The sequence below is a fragment of the Elusimicrobiota bacterium genome, from assembly GCA_016722575.1.
Lineage (GTDB): Bacteria > Elusimicrobiota > Elusimicrobia > FEN-1173 > FEN-1173 > JADKIY01.
Genome location: JADKIY010000002.1, coordinates 735,898 through 751,679 on the forward strand (window position 1 = coordinate 735,898; position 15,782 = coordinate 751,679).

Consider the following 15,782-nt stretch of genomic DNA (forward strand, 5'->3'; position numbering starts at 1 on the left):
TTAGTCGCGAGGCCCTTTGCCCCTCAAATGGCCACCCTCTTACCGGAAGACACCAAGCAGCCGATTTTTTCAAAAAACGACAGCCGGGGCCGCTCGGCAAAAACGCGGAACTCTCCCGCCCGCATTTTATCCAACAACCGACGGTAGAGCCGGCCCATGACCCGGGCGGGACGGGCGGGGCTGCGGCTCTCCGGCGGCAATAGGCGCTCGGCCTCTTCGAAATACGCCGTCGCCCGATCCGCCTCAAAAGCCAGCAAATCCCGGAAACGACCGCTGTGAACCAAGCCGGTGATTTCCTCCTCGCCCACGCCGAATCGAGTTAAATCTTCCCGGGGGAGGTAGATCCGCCCCCGCAGGGCGTCGGTTTTGACGTCCCGCAAAATATTGACCCACTGGACGGCCCGTCCCAGAGCCACGGCGAAATCCCGGTGCTCTTCCACGTCCAAGCCGAAAATCGGCAGGCAGGCCAGGCCCACCGTTCCCGCCACGCCGAAGCAGTAATCGTCGACTTCGCCCGCGTTGGCGTAGCGGGTTTGCGTCAAATCCCGTTCAACCCCGTCCACCAACTCCAACAAATGCCGACGGTCCACCCGAAAATCGGCCAGGGCCTCCCGGAGGTAAGGCCACAGCGACCCGTCGATGCCGGGGGGCGCGGCGTCCGACCGGAGGGCCTCCCGCCAGGCGTTTAAAATCCGTTGGGCTTCGGCCGGGTTTTTCCCTTCGATGCCCACTTCGTCCACGGCGTCGTCCACGGCCCGGGCGAAGGCGTAAACCGCCGAAAGGGCCCGGCGCCGCCGGGGGGCCAGGCACCAAAAGGCCGGAGCGAAATTGCTTTTTCGGTAAACCGAGAGCGCCCCGCTCACCGGGGTTCCCCCCGCCACCAGCGAACGCCCAATCGGACCCAGTCCCACAGGGACAAGGACGGCCGGGCGCTCCAGGGGTCGAAACGTTGACGCTCTATTTTTTGAAGGATGGCCGTCCCCCCCAGCCACACCAGGCGCAATTCCCGGCGGAGCCCCCGGGGGGCGTCCGCGAGCAGGGGGCGGCCTTCGTTGAAGAAATCCCAGGTCCGACGGACCTGCTGTTCCACCAATTGCCGAAGGGCCGGCGAGGCGGGGCCGCGAAGAACCGCGTCCTCCGTCACGCCCGCCGCCCGAAGATCTTCCAGGGGAAAATAAATCCGATCTTTCAAAGCGTCCACGGACACATCCTGCCAAAAATTGGCCAGTTGCAGGGCGGTGCAAATCGCGTCGGACCATCGTCCCCGCTCCGGGGTCCAGGCCCGGTGGAGGCGAAGGACCAGTTCCCCCACGGGGTTGGCGGAATGGCGGCAATAGACAAGCACATCCTCAAAGGTGGGGTGGCGGCGAACGGAAACGTCCCGCTCGAAGGCGGTGATCAAACGGTCGAAGGGGTCCGGGGGAAGGTCAAAGCGACGGCGGGCGTCGGCCAGGGCCGTGAAGACCGGGTGCCCTTCGGGAGAGGGCGCGTGAAGCCGTCGCCGCCAATCGGCCAATAGGGCCAGCCGCTCCGCGTCCGAGGGCCCCGGCTCATCGGCGAAATCGTCCGCCGTGCGGGCGAAGGCGTACACGGCGGCCACCGGGTCCCGCAATTCGGCGGGGATCCACCGGGACGCCACGGGAAAGTTTTCGTAATGGGATTTGGCCAGGCGGCGGCAGTGGGCGTAGGCGTCCCGAACCGGGGGAGAAGCCGGCGCGGCGGCCGACGGGGGGAGCGTCATGGGGCGGGGGGGTGTTCCCGTCGTCCCGGGGGAACCCCGGGAGAGGACGGGGGGTTTCATCGCGGCGGAGCGTCTATTCCCAAATGGGCGCGTGCCAGAGCGTTTCCATGAGCCAACGCACTTCGGAATCGCAGAAGATCATTTCGGAATATTGCGTCTTCCCGCGCTCGTCCAAATAGGTGATGGCGATGGTGACGTCCCGGTGCTTTTCGGCCCCGCGGTTTTTGGACCAGTCGGCCGACACGCAGAGCATGCCCGAGGGGATGTCCAGGTGGGCGCGCCATTGGGATTTCTCGCAGGGGCCCTTGCAAGCGAGCCCGCCCTTGGAAAGGGGTTTTTTGGGGGTTTTGCCCGTCATCCCCGCCGCTTCGCAGATGGACGCCAGGAAGTGGTCGAGCTTTTTCTTGGTCAATTTGGGCAAATGTTTCCGTTTGGGGTCTTTGCCGTCGTTGGGCTCTTTTTTATCCATGGGCGATTCCTCCGCGAGACCCCGGTTGATCCCGGAGCTCGAACCAAGCGTCGGCCTGGGCGCCGTGAGGGTGCCCCTCATCGGCAAAAACGTTGTTTCCCCGTATCGAGTACCACGGCCGGTGTTTCGGCGCGCGCTGGGGATGGTGGTCCGTGGGATACATCCGGTCGTCCCGGACCTCGTACCACGGTTCGGGGTCGGCCCCGTCCGAATGATGCACCGTGGTGAAAACCCGACCTTCGCGAATGGCGAAGGTGGGAAGGGCCTGGGGCCCTTTGGGGTGCAGGGCCGTATTATATAGGAATCGGTCGGCGACGGTCATCTTGACCCATTTTATCATGAATCGCGGGGTTTCTCCAGTCGTCGATGGATTTGTCTCCGCACGCAAAACTGCTACAATCCGCCCCTCGGGAAGAGAACCCGAAAGGGTCCGTAGCTCAGGGGTAGAGCATTCGCCTTTTAAGCGAGAGGCCGAGGGTTCAAATCCCTCCGGACCCACCATTTGGAGGACCGGACGGCGTGTCCGCCGGTCTGGCAAGGCGCTCCCGCCGCCGATCCAGCGGGAACGCCCCTGGACAGGGGGCGGAAAGACCCGGATTTGAAACCGCAAAGTCTGCACCCTTGGAACGTACCAATCGACCAGGCCCGGGGCATTCAGGAAGAGCTGGCCCAGCGGGTCGATTTGGAAAACACCGTCGGCGACGTACGCACCGTCGCCGCCGTGGACATCGCCATGGAGAGCAAAACCCTTGGCCACGCGGCGGCCGTGCTGTTCGCCTTTCCGGGGTTTGACGTTTTGGAAACCGCGGTGGTTCGCGGGCCGATCAAATTCCCCTACGTGCCGGGCTTGCTCAGTTTTCGCGAAGGGCCTTTGTTGATCGACGCCCTCCTTCGCCTTCGCCGCGAACCGGACGTGATTTTCTTCGACGGGCAGGGCGTGGCGCACCCCCGGCGGCTGGGAGTCGCCTCCCACCTGGGCTTGGTCCTCGACAAAGCGACGGTGGGGTTGGCCAAGTCCCGCCTGGTGGGAACGTTCAAAGAACCGGGCCCCGATGAGGGGGCGGCGTCGGACCTGGTGTTCGAAGGCCGCTTGGTGGGGTACGCGGTGCGCTCCCGGGTCAACGCCGAACCCATTTTTGTTTCCCCCGGACACGGAATCGATTACAAGACCGCCCTCCGGTTGGCCACGGCCAGCTTTGACGGGCAACGGGTTCCACGACCGATCCGGGTCGCCGACGGACTTTCAAAAGCGGCCAAACGGGGCAAGGCGAAGGAATTCATCGCCGCATTGAAAAAAGGGAAATAGCGGCCCTCCGGGCCGGTTCTTCAAGCTGTTGAGTGCCATGGGTGTCCCCATCGACTAGCGGTTAGGTCACGGCCCTTTCAAGGCCGTAGCAGGGGTTCAAATCCCCTTGGGGACACCAATGGCATACGCGAAAAGACTCGCCTCCGCTTCGGGGGTGGGTCTTTTTGCTTCAAAGGGTCCGCGCGGCTAGGCCGCGGGCTTGACCGCGGCCGGGCTCGAGTCCGCCGAATGAGACGGACCCCCGGCCCGGGGCGTTCCCCCGTCCAACAATTCCCGAACCCGTTGGGCCAATTCCGCCGGCCGAAAGGGTTTGAGAAGCAGCGGGTGGTCCAGGGCCGGGAAATCCTTCCGCTGGGGCTCGTGGTCCCGGTGGGCCGACATGAACAAGATTTTGAGATCCGGACGGACTTTGGCCAACCGTTCCGCCAATTGGGACCCCCGCATCTGGGGCATGATCAAATCGGACAACAAAAGCTGAATGGGCCGCGGCGTGGTCTCCGCAACAATGATGGCCTCGCCCGGGTCCTTCGCCACCAGAACGTGGTACCCCAGGCGGGACAAAAGCCGGTGCGCCAGGGACCGGACCGATTCGTCGTCCTCGACCAGTAAGATGGTCTCGGTTCCCGCCGGCCCCATTTCGATGGCTTCGGCCGCGACGGGCGCGTCGACGGCGGATTCCCACACCGCCGGGAAATGCATTTGGATTCCCGTTCCCAACCCCAGATGGCTCACCACCTCGATATGCCCGCCGGACCGTTCCACCAGGGCCCGAACGGTGGACAAACCCAATCCCGTTCCCTGCCCTCGCGGCTTGGTGGTAAAAAAAGGCTCAAAGAGCCGTCGCTGGGTTTCCCGATCCATGCCGACCCCCGTGTCTCGAACCGCGATGAGAACGCAGGGGCCGATGTTTGTTTTGGCGTGAAGCGGCCCCGGCATTTGGGGAACGGCGGCGGTTTCGATGGTGAGCTGGCCGCCGCTCGGCATGGCGTCCCGGGCGTTGACGGCCAGGTTCAGAAGGATTTGCTCCATTTGCCCGGCGTCCACCCGGATTCGGCCGACCCCGGGCTCCAGGGCCGTGACCAGGGTGATGTCGTCCCCGATCAGACGCGAGAGCATTTTTTGCAGATCCTGGATCAAGGCGTTGGGGTCCACCAATCGCGGGGGATCGGATTGGCGATGGCTGAAGGCCAGCAAGCGGCCGACCAATTGGGTCGCCCGGCGGGCGCAGCCGTTGATTTGATCCAGCTCCTCCCGCAGGGGCGCGCCTTCTTTGAAATCCGTGAGGATCATCTCGCAGTAGCCCGTCACCACCGTCAATAAATTGTTCAAATCGTGAACCATTCCCCCGGCCAGGCGCCCCAGAGGTTCCATTTTTTGGGCCTGCAAAAACTGTTCCTCCAGCGTTTTTCGGTCCGAGACGTCGGTCCAGGTGCCGACCACCTCCCCGGGATCTTTCACGCCCCGCACAATCGAGGCTTGCTCCAGAAACCAGCGATAGCGGCCGTCGGCGTGCATCCACCGGTATTCCATCCGCATGGACCCCTTTTCCCGAAGCGACAAACGGGCCAGCCGGGCCGATTCCCGGTTGTCCGGGTGGAGGCGGGAATACCAAAATTCGCTGTCGCCGATGAATTTGTCGACGGGGTACCCCGTCAGTTTCTCGACGTGGCCCGCCACCCAAGTTCGGACCAAATCCCCCGCCCGGGCGCCGAAGGACACGGTGGGAATCGAGCGCATCAGGAGGTCCTGCCGTTGAAGGGTCGATTCGAGGAGGGCTTCGGCCCGGGCCCGCCGTCGGTGATTCCGCGCGTCCCGAACCAACGCTTGGACGCGGGGGCCCAGCCGGCCCTTTTGGGCCCAGGAAAAAGCGTCTCCCGCGCCGCCGCGAAGGAGCGAAACGGCGCGGACTTCGGACAGGTTCTCGGCCCAAACCAGGACGGGAAGCGTTTGGCCCGTTTCCCGGATCAACCGGAGGGCCGCCTCGGGCGTGAACCGGCCGGGGCCGTCGTCCACGAGCAGAAGATCCACGGTGTCTCGGGTCAACCCTTCCAGGAGAGCGGGGCCGTCCACCGGGACGGCCGCCTCGCCGGGGAGTCCCTGCTCCGAAAGCATGGCCCGCACGCGGGCGAGATCGCCGTTTAAAAAACCGGCGAGGGCGAGGCGGATCGGCTCGGGGGGATTTCCGCCCATGGCGTTTCCGCCGGGTTAACGGCCGACCCCGCGAGCGGCCAAGGGATCGACAAGGGGGCCCTTCGGGGGCGGCGCCGCGCCGCGAACGACGCCCTCCTCCCAGCCGTCCCGAAGCACCCGCAACACCCCGCCCACCTGGTCGAGCAGGGCCGGGTCCTTGGCCAAATTCGCCCGGACCAGTTGCGTGATCATGAAGTCGTAGAGGTGGAACAAATTCTGGGCGACCTCCCCGCCCGATTTAAAATCCAGCGTCCCCGCGAGCTCCCCCAGAATGTCCTGGGTTTTGACGATTTGCCGATGGGCCTCGGCCAACCGGTGGGCCGCGATGTCCGACGAAGCCCGCCGGAGGGCCGCCAGACCCCCGTCGTACAGCGCCAGCACCAGCTTGGCCGGCGACGCCGTCTCGATGTCGGAACTCCAATAGGTTTTCTGGGCGTTTTTCATGGTCAGTTGGACGAGGTTTTGAGCGACGACGCGGACGAGGTCGTGGCGATCCCCAAGAGGGCGTTCAACGACTGGCTCATCCCCTGCAATTGCGACAAGGCTTTTTCCATCTGCTGGAACTGTTTTTCCAGGCGGGCCATGTCCCGGTCGACCCGGGCGTTGGCCGCGTCGATGCGGTCCCCGATTTGGGTGATTTGATCCTTCGTTTGCGCGTGGGCCTGGGCGAACAACCCGGTGGTCGAATCGGTGAGGTGGTCGATCAGGGCGCCCGTGCGCGAGGCCGATCCCGAGGATTCGTGGGCTTCCAATTCGACCACCCGCGAGCGGCCGTCGGCCGCGTTGGTCGCGAGGATTTTAAGGCGCAATCGTTCCGCGACCGCCGTAAACAGGTGCGTCCGAACCCCCTGGGTGTTGTTCCGCACCGAGGTCAGGGTCAGCCAATCGGCCTCCACGGCCGGGTCGCCGCCCTGCCGGAGCGCCTGCAGATCGTAATCCCGAATGCCGGTGGTGGCCGCCGTTTGGCCGGGCCCGTCCACCGTGCGGACCACCGCTTTGACCAGCGTCCGCGCCGAGGAAAAACGAAAGGTCATGGCGTCGGGGAAAACCCCGGGGGTGTCGTCCATCCACCCTTCCCCCGCGCCGGGACCGAAAGCGGTGGAGGACGTTTCGCCGTTCACCGCGTCGGCGGCGTCGTACCCCGCGGCGGTGCTTGTCGCCGAAACGGTCGCGCCCCGGGCCGCGTTGGTCGTGCGGAGAAACACGTTGCGGACGTCGTCGTAGCGGTTGGTCAGCGCGTCCTGAAGGGCGGCCGCGTCGACTTCCAGGGTGCCCCGGGTTCCGGCTTTGACGCCGACCTGGAAAATGGAATTGGCCGAGGCGGGCAAGCCGTCGACCGCCGCCGTCACCGATTGGGCCACTTGGCTCATCGCGGTGGACAGGAGGGCGTCGCCGAACAACGGTCCGCCTTTTTGGCTTTTCTCCGTGTCGTAGGTGTTTTGGGCGTTCACCGCCGTCACGATGGCGTTAAAGGCGTCGATGTATTTCTTCACCGCGTCCCCGGCCGCGTTGACGTTGGGCTGGACGATCACCTCGACCGTCTTGTCGGGGTTGGCCGACAACAAATTCATCGTCAACCCGGGCAGGGCCTGGTTGAACAGATTGGTGCGGCTCGTGAATGTTTGGGGCGACGTCGTGCCCACTTGAATCTGGGCGTCCTGGGCGCTTTGCGCGGTGGTGAAGCTCAGGGCCTTCGGCGCGTAGGAGGCTCGGATTTCGCCGGTGACGTTCGCGGCCACGCCGTCCACGAAAAACTGAATTTTCCCCGTGGCGGGGTCGATTTCGGCTTCGGACCCGACGCCGGTTTTCCCCCCGAGAGCCCGGACGTCAAAGGACGAGCCGTTCACGGTCAACGCCGTCACGTCCGACGCGGCGGCCAGGGGCCCTCCGGCCAATTTAAAATCCCCCAACGCCTGCCCGGAAGTCCCGTCCCCCGTGCCGACCAATTCGTTGACAACCGGGTCGGCCGTCGAGGACAGGTCGACCCGGCCCGTCGCCCCCGTGCTTTTGCTGACCAGCGCCAGGCGGTACGGGGTCCCGGCGGTTCCGTCGTTCACGATCGAAGCGGAAAACGGGCCGTTCAAGGCGTTGATGGCGTCCCGGATTTGGGTCAAGGTGTTGTGGGCCGAATCGATGGCCACGGCGTAGACCGGATCCAAGTCCGTTCCGACCACCCGGTTGGCCGTCACGCCGGCGGCGCCGGTGGCGACGCCCAACCCCGCGGCCGCCGTCCCGGTCACGTCTTCGATTTTGAGGGCGCCGTTGGTCGAACCGGTGTCGTCTTGAATCAAGAGCCCGTTGCCGTTTTCGTTCAACCGCGCGGTCACGCGAACCCCGGCGCTCCCGGAAATATCGTCCAAGACCTCTTGAAGGGTCACGTCCCCGGACAAGTCGATCACGGCGGAGGCGCCGCTGCGGTCCGTGATGCGGATCGTTCCCGGCGTCACGCCGGCGCCGTTGTTCAAGGCCGAAAGACGGGTGGCCCCGTTCACGTCGTGGTCGTCCGCGCCGATGCCCGCGCGCAGACGAAGGGTGCCCGCGCCCACCACCGGCGTGTCCACCGCCGCGAAAGATTGGGAAAGGCTTTCCTGGCCCCGGGCCAGGGCCTGCACACGGATCGTGTGGCTCCCCACCTCCGGGGAGCCGGTGACCTGCACCCCCAACAAGGTGTAGTCGCTGGTGGTGACCAGCGCGGGACGTTTGTCCAATTGCTGCACGACGGTTTGGGCCGCGGCGCGCAAGTCCATGAACTTGGCCGAAAAGGCGTCCCAGGCGCTGGACCGGCTTTGAAGAGCCGCTTGGCGGGCTTCCAACTGTTGGACCGGCCGGAGGGCCAGGGCGCGCAATTGGCTGACGATGGAGGCGGTGTCGAGGCCCGAAACGATTCCGTTGATTTGCGTCATAGGTCGTTTGTTCTCTCCTGGGTCGTGGGGCCGCCGTTCGGCCCCGGCCGTCCCGGGGCCCGCCGCGCGATCCGCGGCGGGCCGCCGAGCCGGGAAATGGGGAAAACCCGCCGGCGCGGGCCGGCCCCCGCGGGATTCGCGGGGACCGGCCGCCCGTGGGCGTTTATTACCGTTGGAGCAGGGACAGGACGCTTTGCGGCGATTGGTTGGCTTGGGCCAACATGGCCGTGGCGGATTGAACCAGGATCTGCCACTTCGTGTAGCTCGCCATTTCGCTCGCCATGTCCACGTCGCGGACCCGGGATTCCGAGGCCGTTACGTTTTCCAGAGCCACGTTGAGGCTGTTGATTTTCGTTTCCAACGTGTATTTCTGGATGGACCCCAACTGCGCGCGGGCCGTGGAGACGTCGGAGATGGCTTCGTCCACAATGGCCAGGGCCGTGGTGGGATCCGTCGCCAGGGCGTTCGCCGCTCCGGCGATGATCGAGTTCAGCCCCGCGGCGCCGCCGGCCGTGGTGCCCAGAGACGAGGCGCGCACGTCGGTGATGCTGGTCGTCACGGTGTCGGACGCTTCGGAGCCGACCTGGAAGGTCAACCCGCCCGCTTCCACCGAGAACGCGTTCGCGTAAGTCGCGACGGCGTTGCCCGCCGTGGTGACCGCGACCGCGGTGCCCGCGTAGGCCGTACCGGTGTTGGCGGTGAGGGTCAAACCGCTGCCGGTCGCCCCTTGGCCGTTGATCGTTCCGGCGATGTCGCTGCCGGCGTCGGTGCTGAAACCGCCCGCGCCGAACAGGTTGCTGGAGGCGTCGTTGATCGAAACGCTGTAAGCCGACCCGTAGTTGTTGTGCCGCACGGCGACGAAGTTACCGCTCGCCACGGCGGTCAGGCTCAACCCGTTGGAGGCGAAGCCCGCGTTCAACTGGCTGATGACGGCCGCTTGGTCGGAACCCGCGGTGATGGTGATGTCCGCGCCGTTCACGTTCACGGTCCCGCCGGGGGCGGTGCCGCCCACCAAGTCCACGTCGCCCGTCAGAACGCCCTGGGTGGCGGCGGTCCCGACGGCGAAGGTCACCAAGTTCGTCCCGGCCGGGGCGGAAGTGCCCGCCGTGACCGAAGAGATCGCGGTCGCGTTCAACACGACGCCGCGGTTGGACAGGGACCCGTTGAGCAGGTTTTTTCCGCCGAAGGTGGTGTTGTTGGCGATTTTGTTCAAGGCCGCGACGGCCTCGTCCACCTGGGACTGGTCGGCCGCGATGGCCGTCGAGTCCACGACGCCCGAGTTCTTGGCGTGCAGGACCAAGGACCGGATTTCGTTCAAGATGGAATGCATTTCCTGCATGGCGCCTTCCCCGGTTTGAATCATCGAGGCGGCGTCCTGCGTGTTGCGGACGGCTTGTTTGAGACCGGTGATCTGGGCCCGCAGTTGCTCGGACAACACCAGTCCGGCCGGGTCGTCCCCGGCTTTATTGATGCGGAGACCGCTGGACAGTTTCTCCAAGCTGCTGTCGAACATGGCGTGGTTTCGAGACAGTTGCCGCCACGAGTTCAGGGCGGAAACGTTGTTGGCGATGCGCATGATTAGCTCCTTCCGTGTGTGAGGTTGCCGGGATTCCTTTCCCGGCCGCGTCGGCCCGAAGGACGGCGCGCGGATCCCGAAAGACCCGCAGAAAGATTATCGACCCGGGGGCGGAAAACTAGAGGAGGGGCGGGGGGAGGGCGGGGCGGTCCGCGGCCGTCCGCACGTCGATGACCGCGGTCCCGGGGGCGTCCGGGAACAGCAGGGCCACCACTCCCCCGTCGCCCTGGGTTTCGGGCAGGGACCGGAGCGCCAATAGGCCCAAACCGCCCCCCTCGGGGGAGAGGACGGTGTCGGCGCCGGCGGTTTCCCGGCGGATGGTGCGCGCCAACTGGCGATAAAGATCGTCCAAGGGCGGCAGGGAGAGCCCCTTACGCTTCAAGGCGTCCCACAGGTGCAAATCAATTTTTTCCGGGGCGAAGCCGCAGAGGGTTTTTAGGCGGTCGCTCACGTACACCACGTCCCAGGCGGCGTTCAAGACCATGAAGGGCCAGGGAAAATCCTTGAGGGCGGAGGTCAAGGTGTATAAGAATTGCCGGCCGCGACCGCGGAAATCCGCCACCAACTCGCCGCCGGCGCCGAACTGAAGGGAGACGGTCCCCACCGCCGCGGCTTTTTGCTGTTTGTAGAGCTCGTTCCGTCGGGTCAGGAGCCGGAGCAGAAGCCGCCGAAAGAGGGCCGAAAGAGTCTCCTCGTCCAGGGGCTCCTTCAGGCAGTCGGCCGGCCCCACGCCCAGGGCCTCCCGAACGGCTTCGACGTCCGGACCGGCGTCGACCAACAGGGGGACCACCGCCAAATCCGCCAGGGATTCCCGGGCCTCCACCAGGGCCTTCGCGTCGCCCAGGGAAGCGTTTCCCACTTCCCAAACCAGAAAATCCAGTTCGCCGGATCGGAGCAAATCGCGGGCCTCTTCCGGAGACTCCGGAAAGCGCGGTTCGAGGCCGTTTTTGCGGAGGACCCGATCGAGAAAGAGGCGCCGCCGGTCCCCCTCCACGTGAACCAGGGCCACGGGCCGGGGATCCCCGACTCCGCCTTTCTCCCGAATGCGGTCCAAGACTTTGACGATTTGTTCCAGGTTAAAGGGCTTGCGCAGGCAAACGAACGCGCCTTGCTTAAGGAGGTCGTGCTCCGTCCGCTCCGTGGCGAACCCGGTCAATACCACGACTTCGGTTTCCGGCGACTTTTGCTTGATCTCCGCCAGGACCTGGGACCCGTCCAGCCCGGGCATGCGCAGGTCGGTGATGACCACGTCGGGCTGTTCCCGCCCGAAAATTTCCAACCCCTGCCGTCCGTCCGGCGCCTCCAGCACCCGGTAACCCAAACGGGACAACACCCGCCGGGCCATGCCGCGGAAGGGATCGAAGTCATCGATGATCAGAACTTTTTGCATGGGGGCCTCCTGTTCATTATCGACCGGCGCCGGGGGGCCTTGATCGTGGCACGCCTCTTGCACCCCGCCCCAATGCCACCATGAGCCCTCGATCCCCGGTTGGTTTACCCTCGCCGCCGTTCTGGCCCTCGGGCTGGAAACCGCGGGGGCCGTTTGGCTGAAAACCACCGCCCCGCCCGTTCCCGCGGAACGCGTTCTCGCCGACCTCTGTCGTCGGCTCGGCGAACTTGGCCGGTCCAACGGGTTGGCCGGTCCCGCCATCGAAATCGAACGCGTGGAAGGCCCCGAACCCGACCCTTATTTCGATACCCTGGCGCCCGCCCTCAACGAGCGGTTGGCCCCCGCCTTCGGCAAGATCCAAAGCGCGGCGGGCGCCCGCCAAGCCGCCCTGGCGCGGGTGGGCGACCTGCTGAAAGAAAAAGCCTGGGTCCACGACCTGCCCGATTTGACCCGAACCCGCCCGGAGACGCTCCTCTCGGCCCAATGGCGTTGGGTGGTTCCCGGGGAACGCGTCGGATTGACCCTGCGCGCCGTGCGTCTTAACGCCACGGCGGACGGGGTCTCCGTGTTCGAGTCCTTTTCCCACCCCCGTTGGGCGGAACGCGTCCGCCGTTTTCACCGACGACTGTCCGCCGGAGTGGCCGGCGGCGTGGCCCCGGCTCTGGGACTGCTCGGGTGGGCGGTGGTCCGTTCCCGGCGAACGTCAATCTAAAGGAGATTTCCCATGGCGCATCCCGTCAAACACAAAGACGCTCCTCCGCGAAGGGTCCCGGCGCGATCGACGCGTCGCCTCGCCGTCCACTCTTTTTCGACACTTCCCGGGGGCGCGCCTCCAGCCACCCCGGAAGCTTGGCTCGACGCCGAGGGGTCCGACCCCGACAGCTCGGCCGCGCCGAGGAACGTCGCCCCGCCCGAACGAACGGACGCGGTCGACGGCGCTCCGGCCTACCACCGGGAGAGGGAACGAAGCCTGGCCGATTTGGGCCGGGGAATGATTCATCAGTTCCGCAACCAGTTGTGCGTCGTGACCGGCGGCCTGCACGCGGGACTGGCCCACGCCACCCCGGACTCGGCCCGGGAGCTCCTTCTCCTGGCCGAAAACGCCACCCGCAAAATGGTGCGTCTCCTGGATGATCTGATGACCCTGACGCAACGCCCGAACCTTCAATTGACACCGCTGGTGCCCCGCCTGTTTTTTGATCGCCTATTGAAAATCGTCGAACCCCGGTTGAAGGCGCGGTCCATTCATCTGGAACGTCGATTCGCGCCCGGGCCTCCGGCCTTTTGGGGCGATCCGGCGACTCTCACCGAAGCCTTCGAGGGGTTGATTCAGAACGCCCTGGAGGCCCTGCCCGCGGGCGGGCGGGTCCTGCTGGAAACCCGCTGGTCTCCCGGCGCTGGATTTCTGAACGTTCGACTTTCGGACAACGGCCGCGGCATGTCGGCGGAGGAGCGGGAGCGCGCCTTTCAACCCTATTTCACCACCAAAACCGGCGCGGGGGGGCTGGGCCTCACGCTGGCGCGCCGCGTCATGGAATTCCACGGGGGGACCGTGCGGCTGGACAGCGCGCCGGGCGAGGGAACCACCGTGTCGCTCTTTTTTCCCGTTCCCGGTTGACCGCCTTTTCCGTCCCGAGGATTCGATGAGCCGCCTCCCCAAGCGCCCTGGATTCTGGCGCCGGGGGGCGCTGGCCCTTTTGGTGTTCACCCTGGGCGCCGGACGGCGCCCCCACCGACTGACCCCCCGGGAATGGACGGCGCTTAAAGAAAGCGGCGCCTACCACACGGGCGAGGGCTGGGCGGAAATTCACGGCGACCGCGGCGCGGCCCGGGAGGAAGCCCAGAACCGGGCGCTGGCGGACTTGTCCCGGCATCTTCGGGTGGCGGTGCGCGCGTCGGTGATCGACCGCCTGGGCCAGTCGGCGGGCCGGACCGAGGAGCGTCTGGAATCCCGGGTGGAATCCTACACCGAACTGGTCTTGAAGCAGCCGCTGGATCGCCGGGAAATTTTCCTCAATTGGCCCAAAGGCGGCGTATTGACCGCCGTGGTCGCGCTTTCCAAGGCCCGTTACGCGGCCGCCGTCGACGCCGACCTCGAAGCGAAGAAAGAAGGGCTCCTGGCCCTCTACCGAGCCGGTCGAACGGCCGAAGACGGCGGGCGTCCGGCCGACGCCCTCCGGGCCTACGGGCGCGCCCGTCGGGACGCCCGAGCGGCCCTGGACGGCCTTCCGCTCCGCCTATCGGACGACGAAAGCGGGCAAGACTTCGTCGGCGCCCTGGAGCGGCGGACCGACGCCCTTTTGAGCCAATGGACGTTGGATTGCGGGGACGCCGGCCGGGCTTACGACGGCGACGGCGCCTCGGTGAACGTCCCGATCCGGTTGCGCTCCACCGCCGGGGCCCCGCCGGCGCCCAACGATTTTCCCCTTCGCGCGTTCTGGACTCACCGGCCGCGTCGCCCCGCCGCTCGGGCCCGAACCGACGGCCGGGGCGCGGCGACTCTGTCCGTACCCCTCGACGCCTTCGTCGACAATCCCCGGCTTCGGGTCGAGCCCGACTGGGACGAGCTGAACTTTCTCCCCCCCCCGCCGGGCCCCGCCTGCGAAGCGTCTTTCCACCCCCGCCGCGCCCTGCGGTTTTCGGTGATCGCCGAACGCGCCGACGGGGCGGAGCGCTTGGCCGGGGAATTGACGCGGGTCCTGGGCGCGCTCCCCTGGACGGTCGACCGAGCCACGGTGAATTTTCCGGGGGAAGTTCTCGGCGCGACCGCGAGAAGCGATTTCGGTTTGGAGGTGCGTTGCGCCGAGAAATGGCAAAAGCACCCGACGGCGGAATTCTATTTTGTCCGGCTTTCGGGCGCGGCGCGCCTCTACGATTTTCGGGAAAACCGGTGGGTCTTTCGGGAATCCCTTCCGGAGGAGCGGGGCGACGGCGCCTCGACGGACACCGCCCGGAACGCCGCCTGGAACCGTTGGGCGCCCGCCGTCGCGGCCCGTCTGCGGGAGAAATCCGCGGCGCTCCCGTGAGCCTTCAGGCGGCTTGGCGGGCGTTTCGGACGGCCTGGGAAATCTGAACCTGCAAATGGCCCAATTCCCGGGACAAAAGCTCCACGTGGCCGTGAAGTCGCCGGCACCGGTAAAGGGTGAGGGCGATGTCCGGACGGGTGTCCGCCGTGCCCACGCCGGCGCCCAGGGCCCGGGTTTCGGCTTGCCGCCGCAGCGTTTCGGCCTGGCTCAGTTGGCGGTGAAGCCGCTGCAATTTGGGTCCCAAACCGGGAACTTCCGCCTTTTGAAGAAGGGCGTCCCGCTCTTGTTTGGAAAAGGCGACCAGCCGGCGAAGAAGCCGGGCTTGAACGTGCAGGCATTGTTCCAGGGAAACCAGTTCAAATCGCATGGGCGTATCCTCCGGGGGAATTATTGGCGGGCGCGCTCGAAACTAAACGGGGGAAAGCTTCGCACGCTTTTTGCATCTGGAACGACGAGGAGGAACCCATGATTCGAGGCATCCAAGCGAACGCCCAGGCCATGAACGCCCTCATGCTTCAACAGGACGTGGAAGCCCACAATTTGGCCAACCAAAACACCACCGGTTTTAAAAGGGACCAGGTGCGCTTTGAACTTTTCAGTCAAATTCTTCGGGGGCAGGAGACCCTTGCGCCCAAGCCGGTGGTCACCACGGAACGCACCCAGGGCGCCTTAACGCGAACCGACAATCCCCTGGATCTGGCTCTGCAGGGATCCGGTTGGTTCTCGGTGGAAACCCCGGAAGGCGTCCGTTACACCCGGGATGGCTCCTTTAAATGGGACGCGGCCGGCCGCTTGGTGGACGCCGAAGGCCACCCGGTGCAAGGGGCCTCCGGCGTTTTAAAACTGGATCCAGAGGCCCCGGGCGCGGTGATGGTGGGCCGCGACGGGACCTTGACCGCCGGATCCACTCCCCTGGGCCGGCTTAAAATCACCCATTTCGCTCCCGACGCGCCCCTTCAACGGGTGGGCGGGGGCCGTTACGCCGCCGGCGACACGCCCGCCGTCGGCGGGACCAGCGAAGTCTGGCAAGGTTATTTGGAATCCTCCACGGTCAATCCCGTCGAGGGGATGGCGGAGATGATGAGCACCTTGCGGCTGTTTGAAGCCAACCAGAAGGCCTTCCGGATTCAGGACGAATCCCTGAGCCGGGCCCTTCAGGAATTGGCGCGATAAGGAGGAAC

15 protein-coding genes and 2 tRNA genes are annotated in these 15,782 nt (G+C 65.9%); 7 read left to right on the forward strand and 10 right to left on the reverse strand.

Going from position 1 to position 15,782, the window contains the following annotated elements; all coding sequences use genetic code 11:
* Positions 1 to 23 precede the first annotated feature (23 nt).
* The 4 genes from IPP68_06855 to IPP68_06870 are packed head-to-tail and all read right to left on the reverse strand — an operon-like array spanning position 24 to position 2,550.
* A complete protein-coding gene (locus tag IPP68_06855; protein ID MBL0350076.1) occupies positions 24 to 863 on the reverse strand; it encodes a squalene/phytoene synthase family protein in 840 nt (279 codons plus the stop codon).
* Positions 860 to 1,801, reverse strand: coding sequence for a squalene synthase HpnC (gene hpnC, locus IPP68_06860; protein MBL0350077.1), 942 nt, complete (start codon positions 1,799 to 1,801; stop codon positions 860 to 862). Before hpnC ends, IPP68_06855 begins: the two co-directional genes overlap by 4 nt.
* Positions 1,802 to 1,814: 13 nt before the next feature.
* Complete coding sequence (locus IPP68_06865; GenBank protein MBL0350078.1) at positions 1,815 to 2,210, reverse strand: hypothetical protein; 396 nt, start codon at positions 2,208 to 2,210, stop codon at positions 1,815 to 1,817.
* Positions 2,203 to 2,550 carry a hypothetical protein gene (locus tag IPP68_06870; protein ID MBL0350079.1) on the reverse strand — a complete coding sequence of 116 codons (348 nt, stop codon included), beginning with the start codon at positions 2,548 to 2,550 and terminating at the stop codon, positions 2,203 to 2,205. The genes IPP68_06865 and IPP68_06870 overlap by 8 nt, the downstream gene beginning before the upstream one ends.
* 86 nt (positions 2,551 to 2,636) lie before the next feature.
* On the opposite strand from IPP68_06870, the gene IPP68_06875 reads away from it, so the two are divergent.
* The 3 genes from IPP68_06875 to IPP68_06885 all read left to right on the forward strand — a co-directional run bounded on the left by IPP68_06875 (position 2,637) and on the right by IPP68_06885 (position 3,634).
* Positions 2,637 to 2,711, forward strand: a tRNA-Lys gene (locus IPP68_06875).
* A gap of 97 nt (positions 2,712 to 2,808) precedes the next feature.
* Positions 2,809 to 3,516, forward strand: coding sequence for an endonuclease V (locus IPP68_06880; GenBank protein MBL0350080.1), 708 nt, complete (start codon positions 2,809 to 2,811; stop codon positions 3,514 to 3,516).
* 43 nt (positions 3,517 to 3,559) lie between these two features.
* Positions 3,560 to 3,634, forward strand: a tRNA-Glu gene (locus IPP68_06885).
* A 68-nt stretch (positions 3,635 to 3,702) separates the two neighbouring features.
* Here IPP68_06885 and IPP68_06890 read toward each other — a convergent pair.
* From IPP68_06890 to IPP68_06910, 5 genes are all read right to left on the reverse strand, one after another.
* Positions 3,703 to 5,706, reverse strand: a complete 2,004-nt coding sequence (locus IPP68_06890) for a response regulator (GenBank protein MBL0350081.1) — start codon at positions 5,704 to 5,706, stop codon at positions 3,703 to 3,705.
* A gap of 15 nt (positions 5,707 to 5,721) precedes the next feature.
* On the reverse strand, positions 5,722 to 6,150 hold the full coding sequence (gene fliS, locus IPP68_06895) for a flagellar export chaperone FliS (GenBank protein MBL0350082.1): 429 nt from the start codon (positions 6,148 to 6,150) through the stop codon (positions 5,722 to 5,724).
* A 2-nt stretch (positions 6,151 to 6,152) separates the two neighbouring features.
* On the reverse strand, positions 6,153 to 8,609 hold the full coding sequence (fliD, locus tag IPP68_06900; GenBank protein ID MBL0350083.1) for a flagellar filament capping protein FliD: 2,457 nt from the start codon (positions 8,607 to 8,609) through the stop codon (positions 6,153 to 6,155).
* A 166-nt stretch (positions 8,610 to 8,775) separates the two neighbouring features.
* Positions 8,776 to 10,185 (reverse strand): hypothetical protein, encoded by a 1,410-nt coding sequence (locus tag IPP68_06905; GenBank protein ID MBL0350084.1) that lies wholly within the window; start codon positions 10,183 to 10,185, stop codon positions 8,776 to 8,778.
* A 118-nt stretch (positions 10,186 to 10,303) separates the two neighbouring features.
* Entirely contained in the window at positions 10,304 to 11,575 is a 1,272-nt protein-coding gene (locus IPP68_06910) for a response regulator (protein MBL0350085.1), read from the reverse strand.
* A gap of 244 nt (positions 11,576 to 11,819) precedes the next feature.
* On the opposite strand from IPP68_06910, the gene IPP68_06915 reads away from it, so the two are divergent.
* The 3 genes from IPP68_06915 to IPP68_06925 are packed head-to-tail and all read left to right on the forward strand — an operon-like array spanning position 11,820 to position 14,601.
* Entirely contained in the window at positions 11,820 to 12,287 is a 468-nt protein-coding gene (locus IPP68_06915; protein MBL0350086.1) for a hypothetical protein, read from the forward strand.
* 12 nt (positions 12,288 to 12,299) lie between these two features.
* The gene (locus IPP68_06920) at positions 12,300 to 13,193 is read left to right on the forward strand and encodes a HAMP domain-containing histidine kinase (GenBank protein ID MBL0350087.1); all 894 of its coding nucleotides are present in this window, start codon (positions 12,300 to 12,302) and stop codon (positions 13,191 to 13,193) included.
* Between the two features lie 25 nt (positions 13,194 to 13,218).
* Positions 13,219 to 14,601, forward strand: coding sequence for a hypothetical protein (locus IPP68_06925; GenBank protein ID MBL0350088.1), 1,383 nt, complete (start codon positions 13,219 to 13,221; stop codon positions 14,599 to 14,601).
* 4 nt (positions 14,602 to 14,605) lie between these two features.
* Here the strand turns inward: IPP68_06925 and IPP68_06930 are convergent, their stop codons facing one another.
* Positions 14,606 to 14,968: a hypothetical protein gene (locus tag IPP68_06930; GenBank protein ID MBL0350089.1), complete on the reverse strand. Its 363-nt coding sequence runs from the start codon at positions 14,966 to 14,968 to the stop codon at positions 14,606 to 14,608.
* A gap of 98 nt (positions 14,969 to 15,066) precedes the next feature.
* Here IPP68_06930 and IPP68_06935 point away from each other — a divergent pair, with 98 nt between their 5' ends.
* Positions 15,067 to 15,774 (forward strand): flagellar hook-basal body protein, encoded by a 708-nt coding sequence (locus IPP68_06935; GenBank protein MBL0350090.1) that lies wholly within the window; start codon positions 15,067 to 15,069, stop codon positions 15,772 to 15,774.
* The last annotated feature ends 8 nt before the right edge of the window (positions 15,775 to 15,782 follow it).